The sequence below is a fragment of the Streptomyces spinoverrucosus genome, from assembly GCF_006539505.1.
GTDB lineage: Bacteria > Actinomycetota > Actinomycetes > Streptomycetales > Streptomycetaceae > Streptomyces > Streptomyces spinoverrucosus.
In genome coordinates this window covers 49,680-63,319 of record NZ_BJND01000028.1, presented here as the reverse complement: position 1 = coordinate 63,319, position 13,640 = coordinate 49,680, and the positions used below count along the sequence as shown (strand labels likewise).

At 71.1% G+C, this 13,640-nt stretch carries 12 protein-coding genes; 6 read left to right on the top strand and 6 right to left on the bottom strand.

From position 1 onward, the window contains the following. Positions 1-98: 98 nt before the first annotated feature. Positions 99-887 carry an SDR family oxidoreductase gene (locus SSP24_RS20845; protein WP_141311176.1) on the bottom strand — a complete coding sequence of 263 codons (789 nt, stop codon included), beginning with the start codon at positions 885-887 and terminating at the stop codon, positions 99-101. A gap of 73 nt (positions 888-960) precedes the next feature. Here SSP24_RS20845 and SSP24_RS20840 point away from each other — a divergent pair, with 73 nt between their 5' ends. Continuing rightward, positions 961-1,785 (top strand): hypothetical protein, encoded by an 825-nt coding sequence (locus tag SSP24_RS20840; RefSeq protein ID WP_141311175.1) that lies wholly within the window; start codon positions 961-963, stop codon positions 1,783-1,785. On the opposite strand, the gene SSP24_RS20835 is transcribed toward SSP24_RS20840, so the two are convergent. Then, positions 1,786-3,630: a DUF8823 domain-containing protein gene (locus tag SSP24_RS20835; RefSeq protein WP_141311174.1), complete on the bottom strand. Its 1,845-nt coding sequence runs from the start codon at positions 3,628-3,630 to the stop codon at positions 1,786-1,788. A 208-nt stretch (positions 3,631-3,838) separates the two neighbouring features. Continuing rightward, entirely contained in the window at positions 3,839-6,589 is a 2,751-nt protein-coding gene (locus SSP24_RS20830) for a D-alanyl-D-alanine carboxypeptidase (RefSeq protein ID WP_141311173.1), read from the bottom strand. Positions 6,590-6,824: 235 nt separating this feature from the next. Here SSP24_RS20830 and SSP24_RS20825 point away from each other — a divergent pair, with 235 nt between their 5' ends. From SSP24_RS20825 to SSP24_RS20815, 3 genes are all read left to right on the top strand, one after another. After that, positions 6,825-7,577, top strand: a complete 753-nt coding sequence (locus tag SSP24_RS20825; RefSeq protein ID WP_141311172.1) for a GOLPH3/VPS74 family protein — start codon at positions 6,825-6,827, stop codon at positions 7,575-7,577. A gap of 420 nt (positions 7,578-7,997) precedes the next feature. Next, a complete protein-coding gene (locus SSP24_RS20820; protein WP_141311171.1) occupies positions 7,998-8,855 on the top strand; it encodes a helix-turn-helix domain-containing protein in 858 nt (285 codons plus the stop codon). Between the two features lie 191 nt (positions 8,856-9,046). Further along, a complete protein-coding gene (locus SSP24_RS20815; RefSeq protein ID WP_141311170.1) occupies positions 9,047-9,238 on the top strand; it encodes a DUF397 domain-containing protein in 192 nt (63 codons plus the stop codon). 117 nt (positions 9,239-9,355) lie between these two features. On the opposite strand, the gene SSP24_RS20810 is transcribed toward SSP24_RS20815, so the two are convergent. Genes SSP24_RS20810 through SSP24_RS20800 form a run of 3 tightly spaced genes read right to left on the bottom strand, consistent with a single transcriptional unit; the run spans position 9,356 to position 11,808 of the window. Beyond that, a complete protein-coding gene (locus SSP24_RS20810) occupies positions 9,356-10,231 on the bottom strand; it encodes a MerR family transcriptional regulator (protein ID WP_141311169.1) in 876 nt (291 codons plus the stop codon). A gap of 52 nt (positions 10,232-10,283) precedes the next feature. Then, the gene (locus SSP24_RS20805) at positions 10,284-10,793 is read right to left on the bottom strand and encodes a glutathione peroxidase (protein WP_141311168.1); all 510 of its coding nucleotides are present in this window, start codon (positions 10,791-10,793) and stop codon (positions 10,284-10,286) included. 37 nt (positions 10,794-10,830) lie between these two features. After that, on the bottom strand, positions 10,831-11,808 hold the full coding sequence (locus tag SSP24_RS20800; protein WP_141311167.1) for a winged helix-turn-helix domain-containing protein: 978 nt from the start codon (positions 11,806-11,808) through the stop codon (positions 10,831-10,833). A 78-nt stretch (positions 11,809-11,886) separates the two neighbouring features. Here SSP24_RS20800 and SSP24_RS20795 point away from each other — a divergent pair, with 78 nt between their 5' ends. Beyond that, positions 11,887-13,092, top strand: a complete 1,206-nt coding sequence (locus SSP24_RS20795) for an MFS transporter (RefSeq protein WP_141311166.1) — start codon at positions 11,887-11,889, stop codon at positions 13,090-13,092. Between the two features lie 282 nt (positions 13,093-13,374). Further along, positions 13,375-13,584, top strand: a complete 210-nt coding sequence (locus tag SSP24_RS20790) for a hypothetical protein (protein ID WP_141311165.1) — start codon at positions 13,375-13,377, stop codon at positions 13,582-13,584. The last annotated feature ends 56 nt before the right edge of the window (positions 13,585-13,640 follow it).

Below are 13,640 nucleotides of genomic sequence, written 5' to 3'. Positions count from 1 at the left end.
GGCGACGCGAGCACGACAAGAAAGTGGAAGGTCAAGAGCAGGCAAAAAAGTTCGGTACGATGACCTGTGTTCACACACATGAACTGCTGCGGGTGGCCTCAGCGCATCAACTCCCCCGCGTTGACCAGCAGCGACTGCCCCGTGATGGCCCGCGCCCGGTCCGACGCCAGGAACACCGCCGCGTCCGCCACGTCCCCGTCCGTGGCCAGCTCCGGCAACGCCATCCGCCCGGTCAGCCGCCCCAGCACCTCTTCCACCGGCACCTCCTCGGTGTGCGCGGTGAACCGCACGTACGCCTGCACCGGCGGCCCCCACATCCACCCCGGCAGCACGGTGTTCACCCGGATCCGGTACGGCCCCAGCTCCCGTGCCAGCGAGTACATCGCGCTGGTCAGCGCGCCCTTCGACGCCGCGTACGCCGCCTGCCGCACCTGCGACGGAGCCGCCACCGCCGACTGCGTCCCGATGAACACGACCGACCCGCCGCCGCCCTCCTTCAGCCCCGGCAGACATGCCCGCGTCATCCGCAGCGACCCCAGCAGGTTCACGTCGATCACCGAAAGCCAGGTGTCGAAGTCGGCGTCCTGAAGCCCACCGAAGTAGCTGTCCCAGGCGGCGACATGGACCACCGCGTCGATCCCCCCGAACCGCTCCCGCGCCAGCCCGGCCAGCGCCGCGCACTGCCCCTCGTCGGTGATGTCCGTCGCCCGGTACGCCGTGTGCGCCCCGTCCGGGTCGATCGCGGCCGCGCTCTTGGCGAGGTTCGCCTCCGTGCGCGCGCCGAGCACCGCGTTCCCGCCGTCCCGTACGACCGCCGCGGCCACCTGGTGACCCAGTCCGGCGCCCACCCCGGAGACGACCACTGTCTTGCCGTGGAGCAGCGACATCAGGGCCTCCCGCCTCTGGCGATTTATCTGACGGAGCGTCAGAGTATGGGCGACGCGAGGAAAGGGGAACGCCATGGACACCCGCAGCGAGCTCTACGCCGAACTGGCCGCCGTCGGCCCCTACGGCGTCCGCCCCGGCCACGCCCTGATCACCATGGTCGAACCGCACCCGGGCCACGAGTACGCCTACAACCGCTGGTACGAGGACGACCACTACTACTCCGGCGCGATGGCCATGCCCTGGATGTACGCCGGCCGCCGCTGGGTCGCCACCCGCGAGCTGCAACTCCTGCGCTACCCGGAGAAGTCGGCGATCGCCCAGCCCGTCACTGCGGGCTGCTACCTTTCGACGTACTGGATCACCGCGGGCCGCCACGCCGACCACATGAAGTGGACCGTCGCGATCAACAAGCGCCTCAACCACGACGCCCGCGTCCACCACGCCCGCACCCACGTCTTCACCGCGTTCCAGGACCACGAGACGACCGTCTACCGCGACGGCGCCGCCGGGCCCCGGGACTTCCACGCCCTCGACCACCCCTACGCCGGACTGGTCCTCCAGGTCGTCGACGCCGACTCGCCGCAGCAGCGCGCGGAACTGCTCCAGTGGCTGCGCACCCGCCACCTGCCCAGGCGGCTCAAGGGCTCCCCGGCCGCCCTGGTCACCGTCTTCCGCCCGGTCCCGCTGCCGGGCGACCGCATGACGTACGTCAAGCAGGTCGAGGGCGTCGACACCCGGCTGACCCTGCTGTGGTTCCTGGAGACGGACCCCAGGGAGTGCTGGGAGCAGCACTTCGCCGGGCTGGGTGAGATGGAGGAACTGGGGCGGACGGAGCTGGTCGCGCCCTTCATCCCCACCGTGCCGGGCACGGACCGGTACGTCGACCAGCTCCGCTGATCACCGGAGCTCCTCCGGGCACGGCGTCCCCCGAGGCAGGTCGTAGGGAGACGCCAGCCGGTACGTCCCCGCCCGGGGGGCCAGCAGGACCGTCCACTTGTCGCCCTGCGCGTCCTCCTCGGTCTCCATCAGGCAGCCGTTGAGGTTGAGGTACGTCTTCGGCGCGCCCTCGGGACGGTCCTTGGAGGCCTCCGTCTCCTGCGGCGCCTCGACGCCCTCGCCCTTGGCGTCGACCAGTTTCAGCCACGGCGAGTACGGCACGCGGATCAGCACCCGGCCCGGCTGCTTCACCCGGAGGGTCATCTCACCCTGCTCGGCCCGGTCGACGGTGGCCGGTGGATCGGCGAGCGGGGTCGGGTCGGTCACCCGGAACAGCTGCCAGTTCGCGTCCCCCCAGATCTGCGTCAGATACGGCAGCCCGCGCTGCACCAGCTGCCGCTCCCGCTCACCGCCGTCCCCGTCCGGCTCGTCCTTGGGCAGCACGACGTAGTGCACCGCCCAGCGCTTGAGCCACTCGTGGTAGTTGGCCGAGTTGAGGGTGTCGTCGTAGAAGAGCGGGTTGCGCTCCATGTCGGCCTGGCGGTTCCAGCCGCGGGCGAGGTTGACGTACGGGGCGAGTGCGGAGGCCTCGCGGTGGGAGCGGGCCGGGACCACCTCGACGCGGCCCTTCTCGGCGCCGACCTGCTGCAGTTCGTTGACCAGCGGGGCCAGCTCACGCGCCCAGGACGCCCTCGGCGTCGTATGGACCACGTCGTCGACCGACTTGTAGCCGATCCAGGTGACGAACCCGATGAAGGCCACCACGATGGCGTACCACTTGCGCGAGTGCGGCACCGCGAACGGCAGCGCGGCCAGCAGCGCGACGCCCGCGAACAGCATCGACAGTCGCGTGATGTTCGACCCGATCTGCGAGCTGATCAGCCACACCAGCAGCACGGCCAGGCCGTACACGGCGGAGGTGATGCGCACGGTCTTCCAGTCGCGCGGGACGAGGAGGAAGACGAAGGCCGAGTAGAGCAGGGGCAGCGCGGCCGACCCGAAGGACATCGGCTGGGTGCCGGAGAACGGGAACGCCCACGCCGACACCGCCACCACGGCGGACGGCGCGAGCCCCAGCGCCCATGCGCCCGGGCGCCGCTTCTGCAGGAACAGCGCAACCGCGACGAGACCGACAAACAGCCCGGCGACGGGCGAGGACATGGTGGCGAGCGCGGCGAGAGGAGCGGCGCACAGGGCCTTCGCCCAGCGTTTGTAACGCCAGCGGTACGGCCAGCAGAACACCACCGCGACCGCGGCCAGCGCGAACAGCGTGCCGAGTCCGAACGTCACCCGCCCCGACACCGCGTTGCACAGCAGCCCGAACACCCCTGCGAGCCCGGCCCACAGCGGCTGCCGCACCGCCCGGCTGCGCACCAGGATCAGCGTCAGCAGCCCCGCGGAGAGCGTCCCCGCGATCATCATCGTGGTCCGCACACCGAGCAGCGACATCAGATACGGCGACACCACGCTGTACGACACCGGGTGCATGCCGCCGTACCAGGCGAGGTTGTACGCCGAGTCGGGGTGGCGGCCGACGAACTCGGCCCAGGCGTCCTGCGCCGCGAGGTCCCCACCGCTGTTCGCGAACGTGAAGAACCAGGTGACGTGGAGCACGCCCGAGAGGGCGGTGGTGAGAAGGACGGGATGCTGGGCGAGCCGCTTCAGCCGGTCACGGACGGTCACCCCGGGCGGCCCGGGCGATGCGTCGGGCGATCCCTCGGAAGGTCTCGCCGGCACGCGTATTCGCGGGCCGGATCCCGGGCCCGGACCGGTGTCGTCGGCGCGTGTCGGCTCCGCAGTGGCCACCTGTTGGCACTCCCCGTGTCCCGTCTTCCGCTCTCGGCCGCACGCCCCGTTTCCCGGCTGTTTTCGGCCATGTGACGAGGCGTTCCCGCGCCCGTCCCGTGCGCGGGCGTCCTGTCCCGTTTCGTGACGCTAGCACGCACCCCGCCGACGGGCGCCCGGGGAGGGCTCCGTCGACGGGGTGCGGTGGGGTGGTCACGCGTGGGCCGGGTCAGGCGACGCGGGTCAGCTTGTCCGTGAAGCCCGGTTCGGTGAGGTCCGACTGCAGGGCCACCGGCACCTCGACCGCGCCGCCGCTGCCATCGCCCACGGTGAGCGTGCCGACCTTGGTGCCGGCCTTCGCGGTGTGCGGTACGGCGTCGGGGGCGAAGGACAGCTTCACCTTCAGGCCCGCCCAGCCGACCGCGGTGACGTCCTGCGTGACGACGACCGGCGTCCGGCCGCCGAGCTGATCGTCGACGTACCCGACGACATCGCCCTTCTTCAGGATCTTCGCCGAGGCCAGCGCGTCCTGGGCGCCGAGCATCGCGGTCTTGCTGACGGCGTTCACCGTGTCGATGATCGGCGCCTTGTGCTGGCCGAGGATCGCGCCGACCACGGTGACCGTCTCGCCGCCGACCTCCTTGGTGGCGGCGAACAGCAGGTTGCCGCCGGCCGCGGTGGTGGTGCCGGTCTTGATGCCGATGGCGCCGTTGTAGGGCACGAGGGTGTTCCAGTTGCGCCACTTCTGGCCGGACGGGTCGAACCACGAGGGCAGCTTGGTGATCTCCACCAGGGCCGGGATCTGCACCAGCTCGTTGCCCAGCTTCACCTGGTCCTCGGCGGTGGAGACGGTGGTCTCCTTCAGCCCGGAGGCGTCGGTGTACGTGGTGTTCTTCATGCCCAGCTCCTTGGCGGTGTCGTTCATCTTCTTGATGAACGCGGCCTCGGTGCCGGAGTCCCAACGGGCCAGCAGGCGCGCGATGTTGTTGGCGGAGGGGATCATGATGGCGGACAGTGCCTGGCGCAAGGTGAGCTGGTCGCCCTCCTTGACGGTGTTGAGCGTGGACTCGCCGGCCTGGTCGTAGCCGCCCTCCTTCTCGGCGAGCGCGTCGACCGTGATCTTCGGGCCCTCCTCGCCGGGCTTCAACGGGTGCTTCTGCAGGACGACGTACGCCGTCATGGCCTTGGCGACCGAGCCGATGGCGACCGGCTTCTGCTCGCCGAAGCCGCCCATCGTGCCGATGCCGGTGACGTCCATCGCGCCCTGACCCTCGTTCGGCCACGGGAGGGTGACCTGGTCGCCGTCGAAGGTGTACGACGCCTCGGCGGTGAGTTCTAGGGCGGGCGTCGGCAGCGGCCGTACGGCCTGCACGATCGCAAACACGATCGCCAGCAGCAGTACCAGCGGCGTCCAGATCTTGACCCGCCGCACCGCCGTCCGCAGCGGGGTCTCCGGGGGCGGCGGGGTGTTGGTCAGCTCGGCCAGCAGATCCAGCGGCGGCTTCGGCGGCAGCGGCTGCTGCGTCGTCCGCTCCGGGCCGACCTGCGGCACGGAGGCGGTCTGGTCGGCGGGGACCCTCGGCAGCGCGGTGGTGGCCTCGGCGGGCGCCTTGGACTTCTCCGCCGCGACCTTCGGCAGCGCGGTCGTCGCCTCGGCGGGCCGCGGGGGCTTGCGCGTCGACGGGTCGTCCAACGGCTTCAGCGCAACGAACTTGCTGGTGCGCTCGGCATCCGACTCCGGCGCCGGAGCGGGCTTCTTGACGTCCCCCAGCTTCAGCATGGTGGTCGGCTGGTCGACAGCCGGTTCCGACGGCTTCACGGCCCGGAAGACGGCCGTGGGCTGGTCTACGGGGGGTGCGTCGGCCTTGGTGGCGTCGTCGGCGCTGGATTGCGGGGTGCGGCCGCTCGTGGCGGCGTGCTGGGAGTCGGCCTTGGTGCGGTCCGGGGCGGCGTCCGGGGAGCCGTCCTTGGGAGCGTCCTTGGCGTCCTCGGGTGCGGCGTCGGTGTCGCCCTTGGTGTTCTCGGCTGCGGCGCCGGTGTCGCCCTTGGCCGTCTCGGTCACGGCGCTGGTGTCGCTGTCGGCTGTCTCGGTCGCGGCGCCGGTGTCGCTGTCGGCTGTCTCCGTCGCGGCACCGGCCTTGCCGTTGGCCGTGTTGGCTACGGCGCTGGTGTCGCTGTCGGCCGTCTCGGCCGTGGCACCGGCCTTGCCGTTGGCCTCGCCGGCTGCGGCCCGAGTGTCCCCAGGTTCCCCGGCTGCGGCGCCGGTGTTCGCGGTCTCCTCGCCGTGAGCATCCAGCTCCTCGGTGGGCTCGCTCCGCTGGGCGAGAGCCCCCTCCACGGCGGGCGTCTCGTCCTGGGCGGGAGCCTCCTCCACGGCGGGCGTCTCGGCCTCGGCGGAGTTCTCCTGACCGGCGGCCGACTTGTCCTCGGCGGCGCCGTCCTCCCCGCCAGAGTCCCCGGCACCGGCGGCCGTCACGTCCTCGGCCTCGTTGGCAACCTCAGCCCTGTCGCCGGGCTCGTCGGCGTCGGTGTCGCCCTCGCGCTCACCCTCGGCCTCATCTGCTGCCCCAGCCCCGTCGCCGGGCTCATCGGCGTCCGCGTCGCCCTCCTCGGCCTTCCCGTCCGCAGACGTCACCCAAGCCGCCACAGCCGCCCGCAGCCGGTCGTCGCCCGTCGTGTCGGACTCGGCACCGTCCTCGGGCGCTTCGGGCTCCTCACGGCCCGCAGGTTGCTCGGAAGCCGCCTCACCAGCAGCCCCCTCCGTCTCCTCGGAGAGTTCCTTCACCGAGAGCACCCGCGTCGCCGTGTCCGCCTCACGCCCGCCCCCGGACTCCCGTGCCACGGCGAGCCGTGGGTCAGGGGTGGTGGCGCCGTTCCTGGCCTCGGGAACCGGACTCGCGCTCCCCGACGTCGGTTCTGCCGACGACTCGCGCTGCTTCGACCTGTCGGGGGACTCGCCCGCCACCGATGCCTCCTCCATGCGCCGCACGCCTCCGTGCGCGTACCCAACCGTGAACCGTTGCCCGGACCACCGCCCCCACCAGGACTGTCCGAAGCGCTGTCCGAACCATGTACCAGTGTCCTGTGTGCGGACCCGACCCACGCCGAAGACGAGAACGACATACCTACTGGTTCCCTCACAAACAGGTCACGCACCCTCGACAGACCAATGTGAGAGGGGTCACCCTGTCATTCATCCACGCGGGGAGGCATGGATGGGCAGGAGCCGCAGAACACTTCCGGAGGAGCTTCTGCTGCTGGCACTGGACCCGGCAACGGGTACCACGGCACAGCCGCAGTCGCTCGACCTCGGTCTGGCCGGAGCACAGCTAGTGGAGCTGGCGCTGGCCGGACGGATAGCCCCAGACGGGGATCGTATCGCCGTGGTGGTACCACGGCCGACAGGAGATCCGACACTGGATTGCGCGTTGGAGTTGCTGCGCAGGCGCGGCGCCCCGGTACGGGCGGTCCACTGGATCGGCGGGCCACGACTGGGGCTCCGCCAGACCTACCTCTCGCATCTGGAGCGGTGCGGCATGGTGCATGCCGTGGCCGGTCAGATGTGCGGGGTGTTGCCGACAACTCGCTACCAGGCGACGGACAACGCCATCAGCCGGGAGATCAGGGCCCGGCTGGATTCCGCGATCCGCACCGGCGTTCCGCCGGACCCGCGGACCGCGGCGCTCGCCGCACTGGCCCACGCGGTCGGCCTCGGCAAGCACCTGTATCCGGGCAACGAGGGCCGCTCGTCCCGTTCCCGGCTGCGGGACCTGATCAGGCACGACCCGATGGGCGGCCTCGTGGCGCACGCCGTGATGGACGTTCAGAACGGCGTCGCGGCCCAGCCGCGCCGCAGCCCTGCCCCGGCCGGCCGCCAGGCCGCCGCCGGAGCCAGGTCGGCGGAGCCGGCCCGGAGTGTCCCGGTGCAGCCGCACCGCGGCACGATGGCACGCGCCGTGGCCCACTGAGCCGCAGTCCCACGGCAGCGCACCATCACCCAACGGCACCACCCAGCACCACCGGTACGGCCCACAGGGCACCGGGCCGCACCACGCACCGTCAGCGCCGCACCTGAGTCCCCAAGACCCGGTTCGGGAGCCGCAGCGGTCCGCGCGGGGTGGCGGGAGCCGTCGTTCGGACGACGGACGGCCCCACCACCCCGCGCGGTCGCATGTCCCGCGCCGCTTCGCGTACCTCGCGTACCCTCGCGAACACCTCGCACGAAGTGGTACGAACTTGCGTCCTGTCGCGTACCCACCGCATATCCACCGCATATCCGCTGCATATCCGCTGTTTCCCAGCGGTAAGTAGCCCCTTGGTGGCAGTCTGCTCAGCAGCAGATACGCATAGTTGCAAGTTCGAGGCACGCAGCCGGAGGTGCACGTCCCGTGGCGTCCAATGTCAATCCCACCGTCAGGCGGCGCCGGCTGGGCCAGGAGCTGCGCAGGCTCCGCGAGCTCAAGGGCATGACGGCCGAGGAGGTGGCGGAGCGGCTGCTGGTGTCCCAGTCGAAGATCAGCCGTCTGGAGAACGGCCGACGCAGCATCAGCCAGCGCGACGTCCGTGACCTGTGCGGTGTCTACGAGGTGGAGGATCACCGGATCGTCGACTCGCTGATGCAGATGGCCAAGGACTCGCGCCAGCAGGGCTGGTGGCACTCCTTCGGCGATATCCCGTACAGCGTCTACATCGGTCTGGAGACGGACGCGGCGAGCCTCCGGGTGTACGACCCGCAGGTGGTCCCCGGCCTGTTGCAGACGCGCCAGTACGCCGAGTCGCTGATCCGCGGCGCGCTGCCGGAGGCGACGCCCACCGACATCGACAGACGCGTTCAGGTGCGGCTGCGTCGGCAGGAACGTATTGCCGCCGAGGAGAACCCGCTGCGCCTGTGGGCGGTGCTCGACGAGGCCGCCGTACGCCGCGAGGTCGGCAACAAACAGGTGATGATCGACCAGCTGGAGCACCTGCTGGAGATGTCCCAGCTGCCGCATGTCACCGTGCAGTTGATCCCGTTCCAGATGGGCGCGCACCCCGGTGTGAGCGGGCAGTACGCGATCCTGGAGTTCCCGGACGCCGCGGATTCCAGCGTGGTCTACATCGAGGGTGTCACCAGCGACCTCTACCTGGAGAAGCCGCAGGACGTCCAGAAGTACAGCGTGATGTACGAGCATTTGCGGGCGCAGGCGCTGAATGTCGACCAAACCCGGGAATTCCTCTCGGATGTGGCGAAGAGTTACGCTCGCTGAGCCCTGCGGGATGCGCGGGGCGGAAAGATACACCGTCGCCCGCCTCGTTGGGAAGTCCTTGCTGGTATATGCCAGCCGGTCGAGTGAATGGCCGCTCCGTGCGGCGATGTTGGCGAGTAGCGTCGATCACGCCATCGAGCAAGAACGTTGGCGCGATCACAGCAACTCAGCAACTGCTTACCGGAGCGAAAATGGCAATCAAGCAGGGCGCGACGGACACGTGGGTCAAGTCCTCGTACTCCCAGGGCAACGGCGCGTGCGTCGAGATCAAGTCCCCTGTCCTGTCCGCAATCTCCGTCCGGGACTCCAAGGTGACCGAGGGCCCCGTCCTGGCGTTCCCCGCGACCGCGTGGAGCGTCTTCGTGGCCTCGGTCAAGGCGTAAGGGGAGGAGGAACCTCCCTGACGCCGCCCGACAACTGCACAGCAGTACCCCAAGAGCCCTCTCGACCAGTTCGCCGTCCTAGCCGAGAGGGCTCGGGCCTGTCCTTGGACCGTCAGGTCACCGCACGGGGAACGCCACGTCGCACACCGGGTCCTCGGGCCCGGCAGCGTCCCAGTCCGCGAAGTAGACCTCCCGGCTGGGCCCGTCGAACGTCAGCCCCTGCCCCCCGACCCACTGCTCCACCGCCTCGAACGCGGCGAGGATCTGCGGATGCGCCACCTGCGCCTTGGTGATCCGGGTGTACGCCAGCCGCCGCGCGGGCTCGACCCGCACCCGCGCCTGGTGCGCCCGCCCGGCCGCCTCGGCCCACGCCCGCGCCGCCGCCTCGTCGGCAACCGGCACGCACGCCTCCACCGGTCCGTCGCTCTCCATCGACACCTCGGAGTGGTACACGACGAACGGCGCCGCCGTGATGCCGCCGCACTCCTTCGCCGCCTCCTCCAGTCGGCCCAGCGACGCCCCGATCCACGCCGGCAGCTCACCCGCCAGCACATGCCGCGTCTCGCTGATCAGCACCTGCTCGGGCACGTCCACCGTCTCGACCACGAACTTCCCGTACATCTCGGAGCTCCTCCCCGACAGTCGTCCACGGAGGTACTCGGCGAGCGTCCGCTGCCCGGCCAACCGCTCCTCGACGTCCGCCCAGTACACGTCGAGCCGGTCGGCGGCAGCGGCCCCGTCCGGCGCCTCGACGACCTCGGCGATCCGCGCGAGCGGCATGTCGAGCTGGCGCAGGAGCGCCACGAGCCGGGCGCGTTCGACCTGTCCCGCGCGGTAGTAGCGGTAGCCGCTGGCCTCGTCGACGTGCGCCGGGGCCAACAGTCCCAGCCGGTCGTACAGCCGCAGGGCCTTGGCCGACAGGCGTGCCCGGGCGGCGAACGTCCCGATGGTGAGCAGTTCCTCTCCTACGTTCACCACGTCATCCTCCGTCACCGGGCGCCGTTGGCCCGGTGACAGGAAGGTCGGGTCTGCCCCAGGGGAAAGGTCAAGCGGCGAGCTGCCGCTCCACCGCCGCCACGACCTCCGCCGCCTCCGGCTCGGTCTGCGGCGAGAACCGGGCGACGACCGTGCCGTCCCGCCCGATCAGGAACTTCTCGAAGTTCCAGCGGATGTCCCCGCTGTGCCCCTCGCCGTCGGCGAAGCCGACCAGCCGCTCGTACAGCGGGTGCCTGCCCTCCCCGTTCACCTCGACCTTCTCGGTCATCGGGAAGGTCACGCCGTACGTCGCCGAGCAGAACTCGGCGATCTCCTCGGCGCTGCCGGGCTCCTGCCCGAGGAACTGGTTGCAGGGCACGCCGAGCACGGTGAACCCGCGGTCCGCGTACCGCTCGTGCAGCCGCTCAAGCCCGGCGTACTGCGGGGTCAGCCCGCACTTGGAGGCCACATTCACGATGAGCACGGCCTGCCCGGCGTACTGCTTGAGGTCGGCGGAGCCGCCCTGGAGCGCGTCGATGTCGGTGTCGAGGACGGATGCGTGTGCGTCATTGGTCGTCATGGGCGGATGCTAACGCCGGGGGGTGTCGGGAGGGCGTTCAGGCCGCCTCAGCCGACCTCAGGAGGACCTCCCCCGCCGCCGTCCGTGAGTACAGCACCGAGCGCCCGGCCCGTCGCCGCTGCACCAGCCCCGCGTCCAGCAGCACCCGCAGATGCCGCCCGACCGACCCGAGCCCCTGCCCGGTCACGGCGACGACCTGGGTCGTACTCAGCGGCGACTCCAGCAGCACGAGCACCTCGGCCCGCGCCCGCCCGAGCAGCGCGCCGAGGGCGGCGGGCACGGGTGGCCGGGCGCTTTCGTCGGCGAGGACGCCATCGCACGGGTAGACGACGGCGTACCGCTCCCGCCGCGGCTCCTCCCACGACACCCACCCGGTCTGCGGGGTGACCGGCACGAAGAGCAGCTCCGCACCCGAGACCTCCCGCGGCGGATACTCATGCAGATTGACCTGCAACCGGCTCTCCCCGAGCCACCGCGTCCGCCCCGGCCGCAAGGCGTCCAGTACGGCCGCCCAGCCACCTTGCCCCGCCCGCGCGGTCCGCGCGACCACATCGGCCTCCAGCACCCGCCGCCGACGGGCCCAGTACGGTCGTACGCCCTCCTCCCAGACGTACTCGACCAGCCGCGCGGCCCGGTCGGCGAGGTCGTCCCGTTCCAGCGCGGCGGGCAGCGGACCGCCGAGGGACATCCGCAGATGCGCGCGGACGGCCTCTGGCCGTGCCGCACGCACCCGCGCGAGCGCGTCCGCGAAGCTCTCCCCGTCCCACGGGGTCGGTGTCAGGAAGTCGGCGATCCAGTCCCGGCCCAGCCCGGCGCGGACGAGCGCCGCGGTGACGGGATCGGCCGCGAGTCGGGCCCGGTACGCCGGCAGATGGGCGCGCAGCCAGGCCTGCTCGCCGGGATGCGCACCGGCACCGGCGTGCAGGAGCTTGAGGCTGGCGAAGGTCTCGGCGTAGGGGGAGAGGAGGAAGCGGCTGCGGGCGAGGGTGTCGGCATCGACCTGCCACCACCCCATGGTCTTCCCGCCCCCCGGGTCCTTTCGCGTGTGCGCGAAACAATAACGCGCCGGTGCGGGGCGCCGGAGACTCCGCGCATGCGCAGTCACCGTTACCGACACCTGTTCCGCACGCCGGAGTTCACCCCGCTCTTCCTCTCCTCCTCGGCCCACATCGTGGGCCAGACGATCGGCGGCCTGGCTCTGGGCACGCTGGTGTACGAGGCGACCCGCTCGCCGCTGCTGTCGGCGGTGAGCATGTTCGGGCCGTCGCTGGCGCAGGTGCTGGGCGCGACGCTGTTCCTGTCGTGGGCGGACGGCCTGCCGCCCAGGAAGGCGCTGACGGCCGTCTCGGCGGGCTTCGCGGTGGGTACGGCGCTCCTGGCGCTGCCCGGTCTGCCGATCTGGTCGGTCCTGGTCGTCGTACTGGCGCAGGGGCTGATCGCGTCGCTGGGCGGGGGAGTGCGGTGGGGACTGCTGACGGAAATCCTCTCCAAGGACGGCTATCTGCTGGGCCGTTCGGTGTTCAACATGATGAGCGGCGTCATGCAGATCTCCGGATACGCCACCGGCGGCGCCCTTCTGGTGGCGATCGGGTCGGCGCGCGTGACGTTGCTGCTGTCGGCGCTGCTGTTCCTGGCGGCGGCGGTCCTGGCCCGGCTGGGCCTGGGTCCACGCCCACCGCGCGCATCCGGGTTCCGCCCGTCCGTGGCGGCGACATGGCGCACCAACGCCCTCCTGTGGTCCTCCGCCCCTCGTCGGCGCCTCTACCTCGCCCTGTGGGTCCCCAACGGCCTGATCGTCGGCTGCGAGTCGCTGTTCGTGTCGTATGCCCCCGGGGATGCGGGGCTGCTGTTCGCCTGTGCGGCGCTGGGGATGTTCGTCGGAGACGTGACGATCGGCCGCCTGGTGCCGCGCGCGGTACGCGCCCGCCTCGGCGTACCGCTGCTGTTGCTGCTGGCCGCGCCGTATCTGCTCTTCTTCACACGCCCGGCACTCCCGCTCGCCGCCGTCACCGTCGCCGTGGCCTCCGTCGGCTTCGGAGCGAGCCTGGTCCAGCAGGAGCACCTGATGACCCTGGTCCCGGAGCAACTCAGCGGCCACGCCCTGGGGTTGCACTCGGCGGGCATGCTCACGATGCAGGGCGTGAGTGCGGCGCTCGCGGGGGCGGTGGCCCAGATCGCCTCCCCGGCGGTGGCGATGACGGCGATGGCGGGGCTGTCGGTGGCGGTGACGGGGTGTCTGGGGTGGGGCATGCGCAGGGACCGGGGGAGGACCGAGCGGGGCGCGGTTGTTGCGGGTTGAGCGCCCCGGACGAGGAGCGCACCGCCCGGGAACCGGAGTGATCCTGACAGAGGTGCCGGAGACCGTGGCTTGCTGCTCACCCAGCTGGTACGGCTCTGCGGCGGACGGCCGGCTCGACGTCCACATAGGCTTCCGAACGACCCTCCCCACCCCGTCCCACCCAGCAGCCGCCAGCTTTCCCCCGGAGGGGCAGGGCATGCTCACCGAGTTCTGGAGAGGCAGAGCCCGTGCCTCGACCGGAAATCCTCTGCTGACCCCAAGCACCACGATCGGAGACCCAGCATGACCAAGCAGCTCGCCACCTTCACCCTCGGCGGCGACCTCACCGTCCACCCTGTCTTTCACGCAAGGTGCCCGGTCCTTCAGGGCCGGGGTGAATGCGTGCTCCCGCAGCGCAGGGCAGGGATAGACGAGTCGCTGCCAGGGCGATTCGTCGTCTCCACCCGTGAACCTGAGGGCGACCTCAAGCAGTGGGTGGTGACGGCGGGTTGAGGACCTGTGGCTGGGGGTTGCCGTGGAAGGCAGGACGTTTCGGTCACTCTCACGGG

What these genes read in the sequence shown, in the direction of transcription:
- SSP24_RS20805 (WP_141311168.1), bottom strand. Translation starts at nt 10,793, where the DNA reads ATGACGACCAATGACGCACACGCATCCGTCCTCGACACCGACATCGAC.
- SSP24_RS20790 (WP_141311165.1), top strand. Translation starts at nt 13,375, where the DNA reads ATGACCAAGCAGCTCGCCACCTTCACCCTCGGCGGCGACCTCACCGTC.
- SSP24_RS20815 (WP_141311170.1), top strand. Translation starts at nt 9,047, where the DNA reads ATGGCAATCAAGCAGGGCGCGACGGACACGTGGGTCAAGTCCTCGTAC.
- SSP24_RS20840 (WP_141311175.1), top strand. Translation starts at nt 961, where the DNA reads ATGGACACCCGCAGCGAGCTCTACGCCGAACTGGCCGCCGTCGGCCCC.
- SSP24_RS20800 (WP_141311167.1), bottom strand. Translation starts at nt 11,808, where the DNA reads ATGGGGTGGTGGCAGGTCGATGCCGACACCCTCGCCCGCAGCCGCTTC.
- SSP24_RS20825 (WP_141311172.1), top strand. Translation starts at nt 6,825, where the DNA reads ATGGGCAGGAGCCGCAGAACACTTCCGGAGGAGCTTCTGCTGCTGGCA.
- SSP24_RS20845 (WP_141311176.1), bottom strand. Translation starts at nt 887, where the DNA reads ATGTCGCTGCTCCACGGCAAGACAGTGGTCGTCTCCGGGGTGGGCGCC.
- SSP24_RS20830 (WP_141311173.1), bottom strand. Translation starts at nt 6,589, where the DNA reads ATGGAGGAGGCATCGGTGGCGGGCGAGTCCCCCGACAGGTCGAAGCAG.
- SSP24_RS20795 (WP_141311166.1), top strand. Translation starts at nt 11,887, where the DNA reads ATGCGCAGTCACCGTTACCGACACCTGTTCCGCACGCCGGAGTTCACC.